The sequence below is a fragment of the Sphingomonas sp. Marseille-Q8236 genome (genome assembly GCF_965112005.1).
Window position 1 is genome coordinate 1,306,424 of record NZ_CBCOPO010000001.1, and the last position, 21,388, is coordinate 1,327,811.

At 66.2% G+C, this 21,388-nt stretch carries 16 protein-coding genes and 2 pseudogenes; 15 read left to right on the forward strand and 3 right to left on the reverse strand.

The genetic code is table 11. The features are described from left to right. Positions 1–33: 33 nt before the first annotated feature. The 14 genes and pseudogenes from ACWPWT_RS06300 (at position 34) to ACWPWT_RS06365 (ending at position 13,748) form a co-directional block, all read left to right on the forward strand. Positions 34–852: an arylamine N-acetyltransferase family protein gene (locus ACWPWT_RS06300; RefSeq protein ID WP_454278989.1), complete on the forward strand. Its 819-nt coding sequence runs from the start codon at positions 34–36 to the stop codon at positions 850–852. Between the two features lie 399 nt (positions 853–1,251). Next, a protein-coding gene (locus ACWPWT_RS06305; protein ID WP_454278138.1) for an IS5 family transposase occupies positions 1,252–2,009 on the forward strand; the annotation gives its coding sequence in 2 pieces (ribosomal slippage) (positions 1,252–1,585 and positions 1,585–2,009; 759 coding nt in all). Positions 2,010–2,174: 165 nt separating this feature from the next. Then, positions 2,175–2,489, forward strand: a complete 315-nt coding sequence (locus ACWPWT_RS06310) for an STAS domain-containing protein (protein ID WP_454278990.1) — start codon at positions 2,175–2,177, stop codon at positions 2,487–2,489. Beyond that, positions 2,486–2,854: a response regulator gene (locus ACWPWT_RS06315; RefSeq protein WP_261268684.1), complete on the forward strand. Its 369-nt coding sequence runs from the start codon at positions 2,486–2,488 to the stop codon at positions 2,852–2,854. The genes ACWPWT_RS06310 and ACWPWT_RS06315 overlap by 4 nt, the downstream gene beginning before the upstream one ends. Then, positions 2,851–4,827: a chemotaxis protein CheA gene (locus ACWPWT_RS06320; RefSeq protein WP_454278992.1), complete on the forward strand. Its 1,977-nt coding sequence runs from the start codon at positions 2,851–2,853 to the stop codon at positions 4,825–4,827. Before ACWPWT_RS06315 ends, ACWPWT_RS06320 begins: the two co-directional genes overlap by 4 nt. A gap of 4 nt (positions 4,828–4,831) precedes the next feature. Continuing rightward, positions 4,832–5,335, forward strand: a complete 504-nt coding sequence (locus ACWPWT_RS06325) for a chemotaxis protein CheW (RefSeq protein WP_454278993.1) — start codon at positions 4,832–4,834, stop codon at positions 5,333–5,335. Positions 5,336–5,363: 28 nt separating this feature from the next. Beyond that, complete coding sequence (locus ACWPWT_RS06330; protein ID WP_454278994.1) at positions 5,364–7,169, forward strand: methyl-accepting chemotaxis protein; 1,806 nt, start codon at positions 5,364–5,366, stop codon at positions 7,167–7,169. Then, the gene (locus ACWPWT_RS06335) at positions 7,166–7,651 is read left to right on the forward strand and encodes a chemotaxis protein CheW (RefSeq protein WP_454278995.1); all 486 of its coding nucleotides are present in this window, start codon (positions 7,166–7,168) and stop codon (positions 7,649–7,651) included. Before ACWPWT_RS06330 ends, ACWPWT_RS06335 begins: the two co-directional genes overlap by 4 nt. A 162-nt stretch (positions 7,652–7,813) precedes the next feature. Further along, a pseudogene (locus tag ACWPWT_RS06340) lies at positions 7,814–8,344 on the forward strand (MCP four helix bundle domain-containing protein); the annotation flags it as partial. A gap of 93 nt (positions 8,345–8,437) precedes the next feature. After that, positions 8,438–9,511 (forward strand): annotated as a pseudogene (locus ACWPWT_RS06345) (methyl-accepting chemotaxis protein); the annotation flags it as partial. Then, positions 9,508–9,996, forward strand: coding sequence for a chemotaxis protein CheW (locus ACWPWT_RS06350; RefSeq protein WP_454278996.1), 489 nt, complete (start codon positions 9,508–9,510; stop codon positions 9,994–9,996). The pseudogene ACWPWT_RS06345 and the gene ACWPWT_RS06350, both read left to right, overlap by 4 nt. Before the next feature lie 61 nt (positions 9,997–10,057). Continuing rightward, entirely contained in the window at positions 10,058–10,909 is an 852-nt protein-coding gene (locus tag ACWPWT_RS06355) for a CheR family methyltransferase (RefSeq protein WP_454278997.1), read from the forward strand. Between the two features lie 5 nt (positions 10,910–10,914). Further along, positions 10,915–11,991, forward strand: coding sequence for a protein-glutamate methylesterase/protein-glutamine glutaminase (locus ACWPWT_RS06360; RefSeq protein ID WP_261268692.1), 1,077 nt, complete (start codon positions 10,915–10,917; stop codon positions 11,989–11,991). A 20-nt stretch (positions 11,992–12,011) separates the two neighbouring features. Then, positions 12,012–13,748 (forward strand): hypothetical protein, encoded by a 1,737-nt coding sequence (locus ACWPWT_RS06365; RefSeq protein WP_454278998.1) that lies wholly within the window; start codon positions 12,012–12,014, stop codon positions 13,746–13,748. Positions 13,749–13,787: 39 nt separating this feature from the next. Here the strand turns inward: ACWPWT_RS06365 and ACWPWT_RS06370 are convergent, their stop codons facing one another. The 3 genes from ACWPWT_RS06370 to ACWPWT_RS06380 form a co-directional block, all read right to left on the reverse strand. After that, the gene (locus tag ACWPWT_RS06370) at positions 13,788–16,412 is read right to left on the reverse strand and encodes a cellulosome protein (protein ID WP_454278999.1); all 2,625 of its coding nucleotides are present in this window, start codon (positions 16,410–16,412) and stop codon (positions 13,788–13,790) included. A gap of 23 nt (positions 16,413–16,435) precedes the next feature. Next, positions 16,436–17,830, reverse strand: coding sequence for an MFS transporter (locus tag ACWPWT_RS06375; RefSeq protein ID WP_454279001.1), 1,395 nt, complete (start codon positions 17,828–17,830; stop codon positions 16,436–16,438). A 62-nt stretch (positions 17,831–17,892) separates the two neighbouring features. Then, on the reverse strand, positions 17,893–19,950 hold the full coding sequence (locus ACWPWT_RS06380) for a glycoside hydrolase family 31 protein (RefSeq protein WP_454279002.1): 2,058 nt from the start codon (positions 19,948–19,950) through the stop codon (positions 17,893–17,895). Between the two features lie 118 nt (positions 19,951–20,068). Between ACWPWT_RS06380 and ACWPWT_RS06385 the strand changes: the two genes are divergently transcribed. Then, entirely contained in the window at positions 20,069–21,115 is a 1,047-nt protein-coding gene (locus tag ACWPWT_RS06385) for a substrate-binding domain-containing protein (protein ID WP_261268697.1), read from the forward strand. The last annotated feature ends 273 nt before the right edge of the window (positions 21,116–21,388 follow it).

Sequence of the window (21,388 nt, forward strand, 5' to 3'; positions counted from 1 at the left end):
ACAATCGGCATCCGGCATCCTATCTGGCGGATCATGTTCGATCTCGATTCCTATCTCGCCCGTATCGCCCTTCCGTCGCGTGTCACCGCCGATGCCGAGGGGCTGGCCCGGTTGCAATGGGCGCACCGTCTGGCCATTCCGTTCGAGAATCTCGATGTGCGTCTGGGCCGCGCGATCGCGATCGACAGCGACAGCGTCTTCGCCAAGCTGGTGACGGCCAAGCGTGGCGGATATTGCTTCGAGCAGAACCGATTGTTCCTCGACGCGCTGGCCGCGCATGGCTTTGCCGCGCGACCGCTGCTCGCGCGCGTCTGGCTGCGCGCGAGCGACGTGCCGCCGACCACCCATACATTCAGCCTGGTGCATATCGACGGACAGGACTGGATCGCCGATGCGGGTTTCGGGGGCAGCTATTCGCCGCCCATGCCCCTGATCGAAGGGGCCGAGGCCACCGCCCCGGACGGCGCGCGCTTTCGCTTGGTCGGCGATCCCCAGCATGGCTGGATGCTGCTGCGCGCCGGCCATCCGGGGCACACCGATGGCCGTTCGACGGGTGAGGGGTGGGAGCCGCAATATAGCTTCACCACCGATCATGTCTGGGATGCCGACCTATCGATGGGCAATCACTGGACCTCGACTGCCGAGGACAGCCGGTTTCGGCAGGCCAATATCGTCAGCATCATCCTGCCGCACGGCTTCGCCTCGCTGACCGACCGCCATTATCGCCGCCGCGTCGGCCAGGACGAGACGAGCGCGACGCTGAGCGATCCGCGCGTCTATCGGATGCGGATGAGCCTGATGTTCGGGATCGACCTCACCGCCGACGAGACGGCGAGCCTGTTCGCCAACTGATTGAATCGGCTGGTGATGCCCCGGCCCGACTCGCTATTTCCAAATGACGGCGAGTCGGATCGGCGCTCGAAACCTCCGAGCGGCATTAAATCCTTTGCACAATCTGCGATGATTTATCGACCGGTTGTATCCTATTGCCATGGTTCTGCGGCGAAATCGCCGGAGCCGAGTTGCGGCGACCCTGTCTAGAATCGGCGTAAGCCTTTCAAATATCAAGAATATGTCCGGGTGGTGCCCTGTCGAATGGGCCGTCTGTCCATTTTCGCCACCAAAACGGTTACATTTAAGCCGGAATTTACCTTCCGCCCCTATACCCCTGAATGGGCTTGGGGAATTTTAGGGTCAGGACCCATTGATGTGAGCGTCGCGATCTGATTCAGGCTCCGCAAGGAGACCGAGATGAGTGACCTGTTTTGGCTGACGGACGAGCAGATGGAGCGGCTGCGGCCCTTCTTTCCCAAGAGCCATGGCAAGCCGAGGGTGGACGACCGGCGGGTGCTGAGCGGCATCGTATTCGTCAATCGCAACGGGCTTCGCTGGCGAGATGCGCCTAGCGAGTATGGCCCCCACAAGACGCTGTACAATCGGTGGAAGCGTTGGGGCGAGGCCGGCGTGTTCACGCGAATGATGGAAGGTCTGGCTGCAGCTGGCGCCGAGCCGCAGACGGTCATGATCGACGCAACCTATCTGAAGGCGCACCGCACGGCATCAAGCCTGCGGGTAAAAAAGGGGATCTTGGCCGCCTGATCGGCCGCACCAAAGGCGGTATGAATACCAAGCTACATGCCGTCGCCGATGCAAACGGGCGCCCCTTAAGCTTTTTCATGACCGCGGGCCAGGTCAGCGACTACACCGGCGCGGCAGCGCTGCTGGATGACATGCCGAAGGCGCAGTGGCTGCTCGGCGACCGCGGCTACGACGCCGACTGGTTCAGGGACGCCCTCCAGGCCAAAGGCATCCAGCCCTGCATCCCGGGCCGGCGATCACGCAACGAGCCGGTCAAATACGACAAGCGCCGCTACCGGCGCCGCAGCCGCATCGAGATCATGTTCGGCCGCCTCAAAGACTGGCGTCGGGTCGCTACCCGCTACGATCGCTGCCCCACTGCCTTCTTTGCCGCCGTCACCCTCGCTGCCACCGTCATCTTCTGGCTGTGATCAACGAGTCCTGACCCTAGATCAAGCGGCGGATTACGGCGCGGTGCCGATGCTAAGCTGCGGGGCGACAAGATCTCCATCGGGTAACACCCTGTCTTTTTAAGTATCTGATCCCCGCCACAGGCATGTCCTGCGGTGCCAGACCTTTTGCGAGGAAAAAACATCATGTCGATCACTGTGGTGATGGCAAGCGAGAATTTGTGCCTGCCGAATATTGGCACGCTTGCCGAAGAGCTGCGCACTGCGATCGCGCCGGCTGCGACGGTCCGACTGGACCTGTCCGCCGTTACCGCCCCCGATCTGAGCGTGATCCAGCTGGTGCAGGCCGCGCAGGTCAGCGCCGCGCGGGCGGATTGCGACTTCGCGCTGGCCGCCCCGGTGGGCGAGACCTTCCGCGCGCTTCTCGAGCGGGCGGGATTCCTGCCCGGCACCACCCCCGATCACCTTCCTTTCTGGTTCCACGGAGACACCGTTCAATGAGCGCTTCCATCCTTACCGTCGACGACAGCGCCAGCCTGCGCATGGCGATCCGCATCGCCCTGACCGGCGCGGGCTATGCCGTGACCGAGGCCGCCGACGGCGCCGAGGGGCTGGCCAAGGCGAGCGCCACCCGCTTCGACCTGATCGTCACCGATCTCAACATGCCCAATATGGACGGACTGGAGATGATCCGCGCGCTGCGCCAGCAGCCATCGCAGGCGGGCGTGCCGATCATCTTCCTGACCACCGAGTCGGATGACGCGATGAAGGCACAGGCCAAGGCGGCGGGCGCGACCGGCTGGCTGGTCAAGCCGTTCCAGCCCGAACAACTGATCCGCGTCGCGCAGAAGGTCCTGGCCCGGTGAGCGGCGAGGATCCGACGGCCGCCTTCCGGATCGAGGCGGGCGAGCTTCTAGAGCAGGTCGAACAGGGTCTGCTCGATCTGGGGCATCGGCTGGACGATATGGGTCTGGTCAACGCCGTGTTCCGGGGGCTCCACACCCTGAAGGGTTCGGGCGCGATGTTCGGCTTCGACAAGCTGGCGGCCTTCACCCATCATTGCGAAACCGCGTTCGACCGGGTGCGCAAGGGCGATGTCCGTGCAACGCAGGACTTGGTCTCGGTCATCCTGTCGGCGGGCGATCATATGCGCGCGCTGGTCGAGGGCGATGCGCCCGAAGACGAGGGGCAGGCGATCCTGGCCCGGCTGTCGGCGGCGGTCGATGCGGCGGCGGGAGGCGGAGCACCTGCCCCGGTCGCGGCGGCCCCGGCGAAACAGGGCTGGACCCTGTCCTTCCGCCTGCCGCCCGATGCAATGGCCAATGGCACCAATCCACTGGCGCTGCTGGACGAGCTGCGCGATCTGGGCGAGGCAGAGATCGTCGCGCGGATCGACGACATTCCCGCGCTCGACGACCTCGACCCGGCGCATTGCGTCATCGGTTGGGACTGCACGCTGATCGGCGACATTTCGCGCGAGGCGATCGAGGACGTCTTCCTGTTCGTCATGGACGATATGGAGATCACCATCACCCCGCTCGCGGTCGAACAGCCCGAGCCGGAGGCGATCGTAGAGGTCGCACCCGTTGCGGAAAGCGCCGTTCCGACGCCGCCCGTCGCCGCCAATGACGCCCCGGCCCGGACCTCCGCCGCGAACCGCGGGCAGGGCGAACATGTCCGCGTCCCCGCCGAACGGCTGGACGAGCTGATGGACCGGGTCGGCGAACTCGTCATCGCGCAGAGCCGGTTGTCGCAGCTTGCCGGGCATGGCCAGGACCTCAGCCTGCGCTCGGTCTCGGAAGAGATCGAACGGCTGGCGGGCGAGATGCGCGACACGATGATGATCCTGCGCATGGTGCCGGTCTCGACGCTGTTCGGTCGTTTCCGTCGCCTGATCCACGATCTGGCGAACGAGACCGGCAAGGCGATCGAGCTGGTTACCGAGGGCGAGGCGACCGAAGTCGACAAGACCGTCATCGAGCGGCTGTTCGATCCGCTGGTCCACATCATCCGCAACAGTTGCGATCATGGCCTGGAAAAGGCCGAGGACCGTGTCGCGGCGGGCAAACCGGCCAGCGGCCTCATCCGCCTCAGCGCGCATCAGGCGGGCGGCGAGGTCCTCATCACCATCACAGACGACGGGCGCGGCATCGACCGCGATCGGGTCCGCGTCAAGGCGGAGGCCAATGGCCTGATCCAGCCGGGGCAGGTGGTCAGCGAGGACGAACTGCTCGGCCTGATCTTCCATCCCGGCTTCTCGACGGCGGCGCAGGTGACCAACCTGTCCGGGCGCGGCGTCGGCATGGACGTGGTCAAGCGCACGATCGAAAGCCTGCGCGGTTCGATCGACGTGAAGAGCGTGCCCGGCCAGGGTTCGACGATCACGTTGCGCATCCCGCTGACGCTGGCAATCATCGAGGGGCTGCTCGTCCGGGTGGGCGAGGGGCGCTACGTCATCCCGCTCGCGGCGGTCGAGGAATGCCTGGAGCTGTCGCTGGAGGAGGATCTGCGCTCCCGCGGGCGCAGCATCATCACGCTGCGCGAACGCCTCGTGCCCTTCCTGCGGCTGCGCGACCTGTTCGACACCGGGACCAGGCCCGACACCTATCAGAAGATCGTCGTGGTCGGCACCGGGGCGGAGCGGGTCGGTCTGGTCGTCGACCAGATCATCGGCAACCACCAGACGGTGATCAAGGCGATGTCGCCGCTTCACCGCAACGTCGCCGCCTTTGCTGGCGCGACCATCCTCGGCGACGGTTCGGTCGCCCTGATCCTCGACATCGCCCAGCTCATCGCGCTGAGCCAGCCCCGGGAGGAGCGGCGTCTCGCCGCTGGATAAGCCCATGCCCTATCACAAAGTACCCCATTGGACGCCCGAGAACGGCCTGGAGGTCCTGACCTTCGGCCTGGGCGGCGAAACCTTCGCGCTGGAAGCAGGCATCGTCCGCGAAATCCTGGACATGATGCCCGTGACCAAGGTGCCCGGCGCCGATGCGCTGGCCGCGGCGGTCATCAACTTTCGCGGCCGCATCGTACCGCTGGCCGATCTGCGCGGTTCGTTCGGGATGGAGGCGCACGCCACCACCGCCGACAGCCGGATCATCGTGATCGAACTGGACATAGACGGCAACCCGATCCTGATCGGGCTGGCTGCCGACCGCGTCAACGAGGTCACGGTTCTGCACGCTGGCGATGCCGAGGAGGCACCCGTCATCGGCATGCGCTGGCCGCGGGACCATGTCCGCTGCCTAGTGCGGCGGGAAGGCGACGTCGTCGTGCTGCCCGACCTGCCAGCACTTTTCGCGCGGCTCACCGCGCACGCAGTCGAAGCAGTTAGCGTCCACTGATCTTCAACTTTTCGGGGGGAACCCAGACATGCGAGCAACGATCAAAGTAAAATTGGCGGTGAGCTATGCCGTCATCATCGCGCTGATGCTGGCTGTGGTCGGCGTCGGAGTAGTCAAGCTCAGTGCGCTCAACACGGCGATCAGCGAGGTCATCGCCGGTCCGGCGAAGCGTCTGGAAATCGCGCTCAACGTCAATGAGCGGATGAACAGGACACTGCGCGTCGAAAAGAACATGGCGCTGACCGAAGACATCGCGCTGACCCAGAAGTTCGACAGCGAGGACCTGAAGGTCCGTAACGAGACCCGTGCGCTGATCGCGCAGGGAATCAGCATCGCGACGACCGAAGGCAAGCCGCGCTGGATGCAGGTTCAGGCGCTGTTCGACCAATATGTGCCTATCAACGACGAGGTCCGTCGTCTCGCCCTGCTCAACAAGAATGCAGAAGCCGGGCAGATTTCGATCACCAAGTCGCGCGAGATCGCAGGGGCCATGTCCGATCAGCTCGACCAGCTCGTCGGCGTTGCGCAGGACGGCATGAAGCAGGCCGATGCCGAGACGAATGCCGAATATGCCCAGGCACGCAACGTCCTGATCAGCACGGCTGTCTTGGCGCTGCTCGTCGCCCTCGGGGGAGCGTTCTGGATTTCGCGGCTGATTTCGCAGGGCCTCAACAAGGTATCCATTGCGCTGGACGCAGTGGCCATTGGTGACCTCAGCCAGGACGTCGCCGTCACCTCGAACGACGAGATCAAGGATCTGGTCGATACGGTGAACCGGATGACCGGGGCACTGCGGGAAAGCGCGCAGTTGGCCGATACGATCGCCAGCGGTGACCTGACCGTCAACCACACGCCGCTGTCGGACAAGGATACGCTGGGCCATGCGCTGGTCGCCATGGTCGAGCGTCTGCGCGGCGTCGTCGGCGATGCCACCCAGGCGGCGCAGAATGTCGCGGCGGGCAGCCAGCAGCTATCGTCTTCGTCGGAGCAGGTGAGCCAGGGCGCGACCGAACAGGCCGCCGCCGCCGAGGAAGCCTCTGCCTCGATGGAGCAGATGGCCGCCAACATCAAGCAGAACGCCGACAACGCGACTCAGACCGAGAAGATCGCGCGCCAGTCGTCGCAGGACGCCGAGATCAGCGGCCAGGCGGTCGACAAGGCGGTCATCGCGATGCGCACTATCGCCGAGAAGATCGGCATCGTGCAGGAGATCGCCCGCCAGACCGATCTGCTGGCGCTCAACGCGGCGGTCGAAGCAGCGCGTGCAGGCGAACATGGTCGCGGCTTTGCGGTGGTCGCCGCCGAGGTCCGCAAGCTGGCCGAGCGCAGCCAGTCGGCGGCGGCCGAGATCAGCGGCATGTCGTCCGATACCGTCACCGCCGCGACCCAGGCGGGCGAGATGCTGACCAAGCTGGTGCCCGACATCCGTCGCACCGCGGAACTGGTCGCCGAGATCAGCGCCGCGTGCCGCGAACAGGACATTGGTGCGGTCCAGATCAACGAGGCGATCCAACAGCTCGACAAGGTGACGCAGCAGAACGCCTCGGCCTCCGAGCAGATCTCGTCCACCTCGGAAGAGCTGGCCAGCCAGGCCGAGGAATTGCAGGAGAGCATCGCCTATTTCCGGGTCGAGAAGGCTCGGCATGCGGCTCCGGCACGTTCGGCGGTGGCACGGAAGCCCGCCGCTCGCCCGGCGGTTGCCAAGGCCAAGGTCAAGGCTGCGCCAGGTGCCGGTTCGGTCGCCGACCAGCAGGCCCGGGTGCGCGGTTTCGCACTCGACCTGACGAATGGCGGCCCGGACGGCGAGGATGCCGAGTTCGGACGCGCCGCGTGAGCGCGGGGGGCGACATGCAGGTCGTGGTCTTCGGACTGGGGGCGGAGGAATTCGCCCTCCCCGTGACCACGGTGCGCGAGATCCTGGATCACCGGACGGCGTACCGGGTGCCGCATGCGCCCGACTGGTTCCTGGGGCTGACCGATGTGCGCGGAAGCTCGGTCCCGATGGTCGACCTGCGCGTCCGGCTGGGCCTCCCGCCGGTCGAGGCGACGCTGACCACCCGGGTTCTGGTGGTCGACATGGCCGGTACCGATGGGCAGCCGCTTTCGCTGGGGTTGATGGTCGACCGGGTGCTCGATGTCAGCACCTTTGGCGCCGACGCGGTCGAAGGGGCGCCCGATCTTGGCGGGCGCTGGCGGTCGGACCAGATCGTCGCGATCCTTCGGCGCGGCGCAGGATTCGTCGCGCTGCTCGATCCGGCGCGGCTGTTCGCCGCCGGTGACCTAGACGCCGGCCTGTCCATCGCGGCGGCGGCGTAACTCCTCCGGCGCGGTCCGGATCAATCGCCGATCGGCAGGCGCGGACGCGCGGCTTCGCGGTCGTCCTGAACCAATAATTCAGTAATTCAAACTATGCTCTCGGTGAAATTCGAAGAGCGAATTCCATAATTTCCAAGAATTGAATTCAAGCGGGGGTGTATGATGCGTGCGACGATCAAGGTCAAATTGGCGAGTACGTTCGCTATAGTCTTGTTGTTGTTGGCCGTCGTGGTCGGGGTGGGGGTTTCCAAGATCAATTCGCTGAACGTGATGATCGGACAGATTATCGACGGACCGGCGCAGCGCATCAAGCTTTCGCTGATCGCCGATGGCGATGTCGGCCGGGCGATCCGCGCCGAAAAGAACATGCTGATGTCCCAGGACCCGGCGCAAAAGCGTATCTTGGATGGCAGCTTCGCTCAATATGACGCCAAGGTTCAGGACAGCCTGAACAGCGGCCTGAAGATCGCCACCGAACAGGGGCGGCCGGTCTGGATCAAGGCGCTGGAGGAATGGCGCAGCTATAAGGAATTGAGCAATCGCGCGCGCGGCCTGGCCATGCAGAATCGCAACGCCGAGGGTGCCGAGATCTCGATGAACGAGGGACGCGCGGTCGCGATGCGGCTCAGTGATACGCTGGGCAAGCTGGCCGAAATTACCCAAGGGCAGATGGTCAAGGCGAAAGCCGACTCCGCCGCCCTTTATGCCTCGGCGCGCACCACGCTGACGATCACGGCCGTCTTCGCCCTGCTGATCGCGATCGGCGGCGGGCTGTGGATCGCGATGATCGTGTCCAAGGGGCTGCGCAAGATCGATGAAGCGGTGTCCGCCGTCGCCGATGGCGACCTGACCACCGAGGTGACGGTTGCGTCCAACGACGAGATCAAGGATTTGGTCGACACCGTCAACCGCATGACCGTGCGCCTTCGTGAAACCATCGGCCAGACCACCCAGGCGGCGCAGAATGTCGCGGCGGGCAGCCAGCAACTATCGTCTTCGTCGGAGCAGGTGAGCCAGGGCGCCACCGAGCAGGCCGCTGCGGCGGAAGAAGCTTCGGCGTCGATGGAGCAGATGGCCGCGAACATCAAACAGAATGCCGACAACGCAAGCCAGACCGAGAAGATCGCGCGTCAGTCGTCGCAGGATGCCGAGATCAGCGGCCAGGCGGTCGATAAGGCGGTCGTCGCGATGCGCACCATCGCGGAGAAGATCGGCATCGTGCAGGAAATCGCGCGGCAGACCGATCTGCTGGCGCTCAACGCGGCGGTCGAAGCAGCGCGTGCCGGCGAACATGGTCGCGGCTTCGCGGTGGTCGCCGCCGAGGTCCGCAAGCTGGCCGAGCGCAGCCAGTCGGCAGCGGCCGAGATCAGCGGCATGTCGTCCGATACCGTCACCGCCGCCACCCAGGCGGGCGAGATGCTGACCAGGCTGGTGCCCGACATCCGTCGCACCGCCGAGCTGGTCGCCGAGATCAGCGCGGCCTGCCGCGAACAGGACATTGGTGCGGTCCAGATCAACGAGGCGATCCAGCAGCTCGACAAGGTGACCCAGCAGAACGCTTCGGCCTCCGAGCAGATTTCGTCCACCTCGGAAGAGCTGGCCAGCCAGGCCGAGGAATTGCAGGAAAGCATTGCCTATTTCAGGATCACCGATCAGGGGCATGGCGCCCCGGTCCGCGCCGCCGTGCGCCGCCCGGCGCCCGCCCGGAATCCCGTGGGGAACAAGGCGAAGGGTGCCACCGCCCCCAAGTCGCGCGCCGGTTCGGTTGCGGACCAGCAGGCCCGCGTGCGCGGCTTCGCACTCGACCTGACCAATGGCGGCCCGGACCGCGAGGATGCCGAATTCGGACGCGCCGCATGAGCGCGGACGGCGACATGCAGGTCGTGGTCTTCGGGCTGGGGGCGGAGGAATTCGCCCTCCCCGTGACCACGGTGCGCGAGATCCTGGACCATCGGACCGCTTACCGGGTGCCCGGCGCGCCCGAATGGTTCCTGGGGCTGACCGATGTGCGCGGTGCCTCGGTACCGATGGTGGACTTGCGCATCCGCCTCGGCCTTGAGCCGGTCGAGGCGACCTTGACCACGCGCATCCTGGTCGTCGACATCTCTGGCACGGAAGGGCAGCCGCTTTCACTGGGGCTGGTGGTCGACCGGGTGCTCGATGTCAGCACCTTCGCGGCGGATGCGGTCGAGGCGTCGCCCGATCTGGGCGGGCGCTGGCGGTCGGAGCAGATCGAGGCGATCCTCCGGCGGGGATCGGGCTTCGTGGCGCTGCTCGATCCCGCGCGCCTGTTCGGCGCCGATGGCGACGCCATGGCGCTGGCCCGCCTCGGCCTCGCCGCGTGAATTTCGGCCGCCCGCAGCGGCGGCCGCCCTTCTCCCATCTAGTTTTCGCAGGAGCCGTCCCTTGAGCAGTCTGGCCCGCGCGGCGGTTTCCACCGATGCGCTGCAACCGCGCGATTTCGATCGCATCTCCACCTATGTCTACAAGGAGTGCGGCATCCGCCTGCCGCCTGCCAAGCTGACCATGATCGAGGGGCGGTTGCGGCGCCGGGTGCGCGCGACTGGCCTGTCCAGCCTCAGCGGCTATTGCAGCTGGCTGTTCGAGGGTGATCACCTGGAGGGCGAGCGTGAGCATCTGTTGAATGCGGTCACCACCAACAAGACCGACTTTTTCCGCGAGCCCAAGCATTTCGACTATCTGATGGACAAGGTGATGCCGCGCCTGCGCGACATGGGGAAGCGGCGCCTGCGCGTCTGGAGCGCGGCCTGCTCGACCGGCGCGGAACCCTATACCCTGGCCATGCTGCTCGACGCCTTCGCACAGGACCAGGGTGGACCCGACTTCGGCATTCTCGCCACCGATCTGGATAGCGAAGTGCTGCGCACCGCCCGACGCGGCATCTATCCCGCGGCGATGCTCGACCCGGTTCCTGCGAATCTGCGCGGCCGTTATGCCATGAAGGCGAGCGATCCCAAGCGCGACGAAATGCGGATCGTGCCCGCGCTGCGTTCGGCGATCGGCTTTGCGCAGATGAACCTGATGGACGCGCGCTATCCGGTGGGTGATCCGATGGACATCATCTTCTGCCGCAACGTGCTGATCTATTTCGACAAGCCGACGCAGGAGAAGGTCGTGCGCCGCCTGACCGAATGCCTGGCCCCTGGCGGCCTGCTGTTCCTGGGCCATTCGGAATCGATCACCGGTTTCGACCTCCCCCTCACCACGGTGTCCAACACCGTGTTCCAGCGGATCTGAGCCTCATGAAGAAAACCCGCGTCCTGGTGATCGACGACAGTGCCAGCGTCCGCCAGGCGATGACCGCGATCCTGTCCGCCGACCCCCAGATCGAGGTGATCGCCGCCGCCGCCGATCCCTTCGCCGCCGCGCGTCACATCCAGGAAGAGGTGCCCGACGTCATCACGCTGGACGTCGAAATGCCGCGGATGGACGGCATCACCTTCCTCCGCAAGCTGATGTCGCAGCATCCGATTCCGGTCGTCATGTGCTCCTCTCTGGTCGAGGAGGGGTCGGAGACGCTGCTCCAGGCGCTGGAGGCTGGAGCGGTGGATGTCATCCTGAAGCCGCGTGTCGGCGTTGCCGATCATCTGGTCGAGGCGCATGCGATGATCCGCGAGACGGTGAAGGGGGCGGCCAATGCGCGGATCGGTGCGCGCCGTCCTGCGCCGCGAAGCACCGCGCCCGCCAAGAAGCTGACCGCCGACGCGGTCCTGCCGCCGCCCACCGGCCGCGCGATGAGCCGCACGACCGAGATGGTGGTGTGCATCGGCGCCTCGACCGGCGGGACCGAGGCGCTGCGCGAGGTGCTGGAGGCGCTGCCCGCCAATTCGCCGGGCATCGTCATCGTCCAGCATATGCCCGAAAGCTTCACCCGCGCCTTCGCCAAGCGGCTCGACGGGCTGTGCCAGGTCGACGTCAAGGAAGCCGAGGATGGCGACACGGTGATGCGCGGCCGGGTGCTGATCGCGCCGGGCGGCCTGCGCCACACCATGCTGGAGCGCCAGGGCGCACGCTATGTCGTGTCGGTTCGCGAAGGGCCGCTGGTCTCGCGTCATCGCCCCTCGGTCGACGTGCTGTTCCGCTCGGCGGCGCGCAATGCCGGGGCCAATGCGGTCGGCATCATCCTGACCGGCATGGGCGATGACGGCGCGCGCGGCCTGCTGGAGATGAAGCAGGCGGGCGCCCGCACCTTCGCCCAGGACGAGGCGAGCTCGGTCGTGTTCGGCATGCCCAAGGAAGCGATTGCGCGCGGCGCGCATGACAAGATCATCCCGCTCAGCAGCGTCGCGCGCGAACTGCTGCAAGCCACGGCCCGTTGAGAAGGACAATCGCAATGTTGATGACGAAGATTGACACGGGCACCTCCCAACCGCTGGACGATGAGGGCGGCGTTCACTTCGCGGCGCTGGCCGACCGGTTGCAGGCCCGGATGGGCGGGCTGGAGGACGCGTTTCGCGACACGGGCGAGACGCTGGCCACGGCGATCGGCACGATCGACGGCATGGCCGAGGGGCTGGCCGCGATCCGCCAGACGCTGTCGCCCAACAGCGCGGGCGTCGCGGTCGCCAAGCTGCGCGACGTCGCCTATCGCCTGATCACCCTGCCGGTGATCCAGCGCCGCCGCGCAATCGAGGTGGAGACGCTGACCGGGCGTACCCGCGAACTGCGCGGGCTGCTGAACGAGGTCGGTACCATCCTGAAGCTGCTCGGCATCTATGGGATGAACATCAAGATCGCTTCGTCGGGGGAGGCGGCGTTCTTCAACTTCGTGGTCGGCATGGACGAGAAGCTGTCCAGCGGTCGCCGGGAACTGCACCATATCGAACGGCAACTCGAACAGTTCGGCCGGGTGGTCGGCGACGTGCAGCAGGCCGATCGGCTGCTGGCTACCGAATGTTCGCGCGCCGGGGCCGGCGTGCCCGCCGAATTGACCGCCAATGCCAACGCGCTTCAGGATCATATCGAGGCGGTGATGCGCATGACCGACGAAGTCGGCGGCATCATGCGCACCGTGCAGGGCGAAGTCGCCCGCATCCTGGGCGCGATTCAGATCGGCGACAGCGTCCGCCAGCGCGCCGAACATTGCATCGCCATGCTGCGGCGGCTCGTCCCCGATGCGAACGAAGGGCAGGGGGCTCCGCTGCCCATCGGCGCATCCGCGCATATGGCGCGGCTGGTGGCGGCACAGATGGATGCCATGGCCGATGATTTCGGTCGCGAGGTGGCGGCCATCGTTGCCGCGCTCGAACGGCTGGGCCCGCTGGCCGATCACCTGCGCGAATTGCTGGGATCGCAGGGCGGCGATGACGGGCAGCTGCTGTTCCGCCTGGAACATGGGATCGCGTCGTTGGGCAATGTGACCGACCAGCTTTGCGACGCCGACGGGCATCTGGCCGAGCTGACCGGCTTTGTCGGCCGCACGCTGACCGACCTGACCGAGGGGCTGGGTCGCATCCGCAATATCGCGGTCAATGTGCAGGACATCTCGACCAACACCCAGCTTCTGTGCCGCCGCCATGGCACGCTGGGCCGCGCGGTTGCGGTGATCGCCAAGGAGGTCGCGCCCTGCGCCAGCCGTCTCGATCAGCTCAGCCTGTCGGTCGGACGTCTCATCGCCGTGCTGGGGGCGATCGATCTGGTGCAGGATGGTGGAAAGGAGGGCCCCGACCATACGCGCGGCGCGCTGACCGAGGCGCTGGCGGTGGTCCGCCGTGCCTGTGAAGGCTCCGCCGCCGCGATGACCAAGGGCGGTGGCGATGCCCTGCGCGTCGTATCCTCGCTGGAGTCGAGTGCGGCGGACCTGAATCGGGAACTGGGCTTTGCCGAAACGCTGAACGTGGCGGCGGAAAGGCTGTCGCTCTACGCCGCTCAGGCCGCACCCGAACAGGCGGATGGCAGCGAACTGAACGAGGCCGATCATGCCGCGCTCGCCGAACTGCTTCCCTGGGCGGCGGGGCTCTATACCATGGCGGCGGAACGCACGATCCATGCGGCCTATCTGCTGCCCGGCATGGCCGCCGCCGCGCCGCCGGTGATCGCGGTGACGTTCGACGACGACGACGACGGGCTCTTCTGATCCGGAGGCGGGCCGTGCGAGCGGCCCGCATTCGGTCGTTCAGTGCATGGGCGTAACGGTGATCCGATCGATATTGGGGGCGTAGCGCGATCGCAGCAGGACACCCGGCCACGCCTGGGACGCATAGGTCCGCCCGTCCCAGTCGGGCTGTTCCTCGCCCGCGATGCGGATGGTGTTGGTCCCGGCGCGCAAGGTGACGGGCACCGTCATCTCCCACCAGTTGTTGGCGTGGAAGCTGTTGGGGAAGGTCGCCAGGATTGCCTTGGCCCCGTTGACCGAGATGCGCGCGATCCGGGCGAGCGGGTCGGGATTGTAATGCGTCGCCTTGGACTGTTCGTCGTTGGAGAAGCAGACGGTCAGCGCATAGGTGCCCGCCTTGTCGGCGATGACGTCGGGGAAGGTCAGGGTGTTGCCATTGCCCGGCGCGCCGCCGATGTCGAACACCGCGCGCCCGCCGCTCGCCCGTGACGCCGCGCCGGTCCGGGCGGTGCCGGCGACCTGCGCGGCCTCGGCTTCGTAACGGCGCGAGGCGCTGGGTGCGGTCACGCCGGTGACGCGCAGGCTGCGCAGACGCGTCGCACCCGTCACCACCACCTTGTTGATTCCGCCCAGCAGAAACGCCTTGCCGCCGGTCAGCGGCCGGCCGTTGACGCTGATCCGCACCGGCCCGCTCGCCTCCGCGGAGAGTGCCGCCGGTTCGTCCTGCACGGCGTACACCCAGAAGGTGGCGCTGGCGCCCGTCGCCAGATCGACAGCGTCGCCCTTCGTTGCGGCGCGTCCCGTCACCATCGCGTCGCGCACGTCATAGGTGACGGTGGTGGAGGCCGGATCGGCGGCGGTCAGGGTGATCCGGTCGACCAGCGCATGGCCCTCGGTCCGCCGCGTGCCGTCCAGGCTGCGTGTCGCGAGCGTCAGCACATGCTTGCCGCGCGTCAGATTCACGACCGTATCGACATGGTCCAGCACCGACGGCTTATAGCCCAGTGGCAGGAACAGCTCGGTTTCGCCCGCCTTCGGTCCGTCGATCCTCAGATAGACGTTGGTCGCCCCCTGGGCCGTGACGAGCGGGTCCTTGTTGAACGTGCTGGCGAGCACGCGAAGGTCGTAGCGGCCGGTGCGCGGCACCTCCACGGCGAAGTCCAGCGCGGCGTCGGCCCCGGTCCTGAACCCCTCCACCGAATAGCCGCCCGAGGTGTGGAAGCGGTCGACATGATCGGGCGACCCTTCCGGTCCGCGCACCGCCAGGCCTTGTCCGCGCCGCGTCGCCTTCTCCGCCTCATAATCCTGTCGCCAGGGCAGGGTGACGGCGGCGGCGCGCGTGTCCTGCGCCGGTGTCAGCAGCAATTCATAGGCGGCTTCCTCGCGCAAGCCGGGCCAGCCATCCTCGCCGAAGGTCAGGGCGATGCGGCCGTCCCTCACGGGCATCACCCGCTCCCCGATGGTGACGGGCGGGGCGGAGTCGCCGAGCTGGCCGGTCCAGCCGATCTCGCGGACGCGAACCCGCAGCTTGGGGCCGAAATCGGCGGGGATATGGTCGAGCGCGACCACCGCTTCGCCGCTCTTGCCGCCGAACAGCAGCCGTGCCTGCCGCCGGGCCGGGTCGAGTGTCGCCAGTCCCTGCAACGTATAGCTCTGGTCGGGATGCGGCGGGGTGACCGCCAGGGTGTGGCCGCTCATCGTGGCATAGGCGTTGAGCAACCACCATTGCCCGTTGCCGCGATTGGCCTGGACGGCGGAATCGCTCAGATTGCCGTCGATATTCCAATAGGCGATGTCGGCATCGACCTTGGAATCCTCGATCGCGGCGACCCACTGCACCATCTGGCCGGGGACCGAGGTATGGTAGTTATAGGCATATTCGTTGATGTTGATGGGCAGATGGCGGCCCTGCCACCTGGTTCCGGCGAACAGCCTGTCCTCCCATTCGCGATATCGGCGCACGCTGGTGCGCACCGCCGCCGGGTTGCTAAGTTCGTGCCAGGTCACGACATCGGGTACCGTGTCCGCCGCGATGGCGTGGCGCATGAAGCCCTCCACTTCCGGGAACAGGATGCTGGTATTGGGCCCCGCGATCCGTGCACCTGGCAGTTCCTGGCGGATCATCCGCACCGCACGGTCCCAGGCGTCGTTGAAGGCGGTCGGGTCCTTCTGCCACCGCACGTCGTTGCAGCTTTTGGGGCCTTCGGCGAACATGTTCCCGTCGGGTTCGTTATAGGGGACGAAGACGATGCGGTCGCGATAGCGCTTCTCCATGCCCTTGACCTGGCGGACCTGTGCCCGCAGCTTTTCGATATAGTTGGCGACCGATTGCGCACAGTCGCCGGTCTTCCAATTGTACGGAAACTCGCGGTTGATGTCGGTCATGTAGATATAGGTGTCGCCGCCCGACGCATCGGTCAGCAGCGTCGAGACCTCCAGTGCGTCGGCGCCGGGATGCTGCGGCCCGTCCTGCGCCTTGGTGGAGACGGTGCGAAGCCCGATGCCTTCGACCAGATTGGGATGCGGCAGGCGCGCGTCGTACAGCCCGTAAAGCGTCCCCGACGCGCCGCCGTGAAAGGCGCCGGTATCGCTCGACAGGTCGACGGTCAGCCTTTCCTGCGCGGAGACGGCGATGGCGGTCGAGCCGAGCAGCGTGGCGAGGATCAGGCGAAGGGGCGAGGACATAAGGCGGGCTTTCGGCTGGACGGTCATGCGGAGCGCTCGGTGGTCATGCGATCGATCGTCGCGCGGTTGAGGATCAGGCGGGCGGCCGCGGCGGCGAGTGCCAGATGCATCAGGCCGGGGATGATGGTCGACAGCGCGCGGATGCCGGTCAGCGACAGCGGTGTCTGATTGCCCGCGCCCGCATTGTACGACACGATCACCAGAACGCCGCTGATCAGCACGCCCGCCAGCGCCCAGGCCAGTTTCACGAAGAACTGGTTGAAGGCGAAGCTCATGCCCGAGGAACGCATCCCCAGCTTCCACTCGCCATATTGGTCGGCGAGCTGGATCAGGGTGAAGTGCAGCGGCAGGGTGCAGCCCAGCACGACGCAGCACAGCCCGACCAGCACCAGCCACAGCATCGGATAGCCGCCCGGCACGAAGAAGGCGGCGAAATGTCCGCCGACCAGGATCAGGTTCACCCCGACATAGACGGTCTTTACGTCGAACCGCCGGGTGAAAAAGGGCACGATCACCGATCCCAGGAACCCGCCCGCCGTCGCGGTGCCGAAGAACAGCGCCTGATAGGTGGTGTCGCCGCCCAGCACATAGGTGATGAAATACAGCGCCGCCCCGCCCTTGGTATTGAAGATGCCGATCAGCAGCAGCGTCATGACGAAGGTCAGCCGCAACTGGTCGTTCTTCAGCGTGGTGGCGATGGCGACCTTCAGCGGCACCTTGGCGCTGTCGACGGCGACCACCCGCTCCCGCACGAACAGGAAGCAGATCAGAAACATCACCACGGCGGCCAGGCTGAGGATCGCCACCCCGTCGCGGTAGCCGCGCGCAATGTCGGTACCGCCCAGATGGCGGACCATGATCGGCAGGCCGACCGAGACACAGAAGGACGCGATGGCGACCAGCGCGAAACGCACCGACTGGCACGACACCCCCTCGCGCGCGCTGTCGGTCATCCGGGTGATGAGCGCGCAATAGGGCACGTTGTTGAGCGAATAGGAGAAGGCGAGCAGGAAATAGGTCACCGCCGCATAGGCGACCTTGCCGTCATGGCCGAGGTCGGGCGACTGGAAGGTCAGGAAACAGGCCAGCCCCACGGGAATCGCGGTCCACAGCAGATAGGGGCGGAACCGGCCCCAGCGGGTCGAGGTGCGGTCGGCCATGATGCCGATCAGCGGGTCGGACACCGCGTCGAAGATCCGCAGCGACAGGAACAGGATGCCGACGATCCCCGGCGCCAGGCCGAAGACGTCGGTGTAATAGAAGGTCAGGAAATTGGCGATCAGGCCGGTCACGATCGTCCCGCCCGCATCGCCCAGCCCGTAACAGAGCTTTTCGACGAACGGGATGTGTGTCGCCTGACCATCGGTCGGCGGCGGATCGATCGTCCCTGTGGCCCCCTCGGCCATCGTTGCTGCCATCCTGCCTCTTCCCTGCTTGCGGTCCGCCTCTTGATGGTCCCGCTTGTCTATCGGTCTCGATCTCAACCGCGTCGAACGAAAGCCTCGGCCACCGCCGCGTGATCGCGAACGAAAATGGGAATCCGTTCGATCGGGGCGTTACAGCACACATCGCCCCCGCCCTCGATCCATTCGCCGGTCCAGGCATCGCGCCATATGCCGCCCGGCAGATAGACGCAGCGATCGGTCACACCCGCCGCCGTCACCGGCGCAACCAGAATGTCGGGGCCGAACATGTACTGGCTATCCAGCTTCCAGCAGCGCGGATCGTCGGGATAGTCGTAGAACATCGGCCGCATCAGCGGATCGCCGCTTTCATGCGCGGCGCGCATCAGCGACGCGACATAGGGGCGCAGTCGCTCGCGCAAGGCGGCATAGTCGCGCAAGATGGCGAAGACCGGCTCACCGAAGCTCCAGAGTTCGTTGCCCGCGCCCGTATCGCATTGTGCGACGCCGTCGCGAAACGGCTCGGCGGGTGGGGTGATCGGGTCGCGGTGGCCGTGCATCCGCAGGATCGGCGTGAACACCGCCCATTGGAACCAGCGGATCATCAGTTCGTGAAAGGCCGGGTCCTCGACATGCCCGCCGTGGAATCCGCCAATGTCGGTGGTCCACCAGGGAATGCCCGCCATGCCCATGTTAAGCCCCGCGCTCAGCTGGTTGCGCATCGCCTCGAACGAGGAATGGATGTCGCCCGACCAGACCAGCGCGCCATAGCGCTGGCTTCCCGCCCAGGCGCAGCGGACCAGGCTGACGATCTCGGTCTCGCCCGCCGCCCGGAGCCCGTCATGAAAGGCCTGGGCATAATGGAGCGGATAGGCGTTGCCGACCTCCAGCACGCTGCCGGCGTGATAGCGGTAATTGTCGAAATCATAGGCGCTATATTCGGGTTCGGCCTCGTCCAGCCAGAACAGCGCGACCCCCTTGTCCCGGTAATGGCGCTTGGCCGTCTTCCACAGGAATTCCCGCGCGCCGGGATGGGTGACGTCGATGAAGCGGGTGTTGCCCAGAAATTCCTGCTGTACGTCCAGCCCGCGCGTGGCGCGGACCAGATAGCCTTTTTCGGCCATCTCGGCATAGTTTTCCGAGCGGTGGTCGACGGTCGGCCAGACCGAGACGAGGAGTTCGGTGCCCATCGCCTTCAACTCGGCAGTCATCGCGGCGGGGTCGGGCCATTCGCGCGGGTCGAAGCGCCAGTCGCCTTGTACCGGCCAGTGGAAGAAGTCGGCGACGATCACCGCCAAGGGAATGCCACGCGCATGATAGTCGCGCGCGACCGCCAGCAGTTCCTCTTGCGTCCGATAGCGCAGCTTGCTCTGCCACAGGCCCAGCGCATAATCGGGCATCATCGGTACGGTGCCGGTGACGGTCGCATAGTTGCGCAGGATTTCCGCCGGGCTGTCGGCCGCGGTGATCCAGTAATCCACTTCGCGCGCGGCATACGCGGTCCAGGTCGCGCCATTGGCGGCGAAATGTACCTCGCCCACCGCCGGGATGTTCCAGAGGAAGCCATAGCCGTGGCTGGACACCAGGAAGGGAACGCTCGCCTGCGAATTGCGCTGGGCCAGTTCGAGCGTGCAGCCCGCCAGATCTAGATTGGGTTGCTGATACTGGCCCATGCCATAAAGGCGCTCGCCCGGCTTGGCCTCGAACCGTATGGCGAGGCGCGCGACGTCGCCGGTCAGTGGCTTGAATTCGCGCCCCGACAGGCCCAGCGCGCTGATCGTGCGCACTTCGTCGGTGCCGACCGTCCAATATTTGCTGATCGTGTCGCGCTGCCGCCATTTCTCCTCCAGCAGCACCTCGCCCTGGGCATTCCGAAAACGGACCCGGCCCTGAAGATCGACCTCGGCGGTCAGGCGGCCATGGGTGATCCGGGCGGTGCCGCCGGTGCGAGTGACGACCGGTTCCGTCTGCCTTGCCTCCGATGCGTCATCGCGCAACGCCCCGGCCCGTGCGCCGCGATCGGGAAAGCAGGACGCCCGCAGCCGCAGGCCGTCCGGGCCATGCGCCTCGATCCGCAACCAATGGCCGTCATAGGCCCAGCCGATGGCGTGCGCTTCCAGGACGAGCGTGTCCAAACCCGAATCCTCCCAACGCCATTCTTCGACAGCCGTAAACGTTTACGGATCATCATGCCGACAAGCCACCCTGTCAATGCCCCTTGTGCGGACCGCGCCGCGCCGCGATCAAAGTCCAATGGATATACGCGAGCTCGCCAATCATCTGGGCCTGTCGATCGGCACGGTGTCGCGCGCGCTGAACGACCGCAAGGATGTCAGTCCGGTCACGCGGCAGAGGGTCGTCACGGCAGCCGAGCGTTTCGGCTATATCCCCAACCAGTCGGGGCGGACCCTGCGCAGTGGGCGGACGGGGACGGTCGGCTTCATGCTGACGCTGGAGCATGACAGCGCGATTCATGGCGATCCGTTCTTCATGGCTTTGCTGGAGGGTTTGCAGAACGGACTGGGCGAGCATGACCTCGATCTCGTCGTGCTGCTGGCCCGCAAGGGGGAGGATGGGCTGACCTTTTTGCGGCGGCACGTGTCGCGGCGCACCGTCGACGGCTGGGTCCTGTCCGGGACGCAGCATGACGATCCCCGCATCACCTTCCTGCTCGACCAGACGATTCCCTTCGTCGCGCTGGGGCGCACCGAGACGCCGCGCGACTATGCATGGATCGACCTGGATTTCGAAAGCGTGGTGGCGGAGGCGATGGCGCTGCTGATCGGGGCGGGGCACCGCCGCATCGGGCTGGTTGCGCCGCCGGCGACGATCAACAACAGCCATATCGTCGTCCAACGTTATCGCGCCGCGCTGGAGCAGGCGGGGATCGCCTTCGACCCCGTGCTGGTCCATCATGGCGAAACCGACGAGAGCGATGGCGAGACGACGGCGCGCGAGCTGATGGCGTTGGCCGACCGCCCGACCGCGCTGCTGCTGATGGGCGAGACGGCACCGGTGGGCGCGTATCGCGCGCTGCGGCGGCTGGGGCTGGAGCCGGGGCGCGACGTGGCGGTGATCGGGCTGCGCGACAATCCCGCCTGCCGGGCGCTGTCGCCTGACCTGACCTCTTTCTCGCTCGCGCTCGACGATCTGGGGCTGGCCCTGGCGCAGGCATTGGTCGCGATGTTGCCGGGCCATCAACGCGCGGACAGCCCCTTGGTCCAGCGGCTGTGGACCATGACGCTTCGGCTGGGGGAGAGCCACCGCATTCGGGGCGAGGTGATCAGGCCAGTCGCCTGACCGGTCCTATTCTGTCGGACAAATATTTGCGGCTACAATGCGCGCTGACAGGTCGCCGCGTGGCCGTTCGCGGTCTTGCGGCTCCGGCATTAGCCATATGTCTTTCGTATTAAAACCTCTTCCAGGCGTTTGGAAAAAGCGGTTGCGCTGTCGGGGGCAGCCTGTCTACCCATAGGGAAAACATAAATAGTCGGAGAAGATCGTTGCGCCCATGCTGCCATGCCCCGTCGCGTCGCGACGTTCTGTCCACTGCCAGCATCGGGGCGCTGGCGA

Coding starts and splice junctions, on each gene's coding strand:
- ACWPWT_RS06300 (WP_454278989.1), top strand. CDS start 34: ATGTTCGATCTCGATTCCTATCTCGCCCGTATCGCCCTTCCGTCGCGT.
- ACWPWT_RS06310 (WP_454278990.1), top strand. CDS start 2,175: ATGTCGATCACTGTGGTGATGGCAAGCGAGAATTTGTGCCTGCCGAAT.
- ACWPWT_RS06315 (WP_261268684.1), top strand. CDS start 2,486: ATGAGCGCTTCCATCCTTACCGTCGACGACAGCGCCAGCCTGCGCATG.
- ACWPWT_RS06325 (WP_454278993.1), top strand. CDS start 4,832: ATGCCCTATCACAAAGTACCCCATTGGACGCCCGAGAACGGCCTGGAG.
- ACWPWT_RS06330 (WP_454278994.1), top strand. CDS start 5,364: ATGCGAGCAACGATCAAAGTAAAATTGGCGGTGAGCTATGCCGTCATC.
- ACWPWT_RS06350 (WP_454278996.1), top strand. CDS start 9,508: ATGAGCGCGGACGGCGACATGCAGGTCGTGGTCTTCGGGCTGGGGGCG.
- ACWPWT_RS06360 (WP_261268692.1), top strand. CDS start 10,915: ATGAAGAAAACCCGCGTCCTGGTGATCGACGACAGTGCCAGCGTCCGC.
- ACWPWT_RS06365 (WP_454278998.1), top strand. CDS start 12,012: ATGACGAAGATTGACACGGGCACCTCCCAACCGCTGGACGATGAGGGC.
- ACWPWT_RS06370 (WP_454278999.1), bottom strand. CDS start 16,412: ATGTCCTCGCCCCTTCGCCTGATCCTCGCCACGCTGCTCGGCTCGACC.
- ACWPWT_RS06375 (WP_454279001.1), bottom strand. CDS start 17,830: ATGGCAGCAACGATGGCCGAGGGGGCCACAGGGACGATCGATCCGCCG.
- ACWPWT_RS06385 (WP_261268697.1), top strand. CDS start 20,069: ATGGATATACGCGAGCTCGCCAATCATCTGGGCCTGTCGATCGGCACG.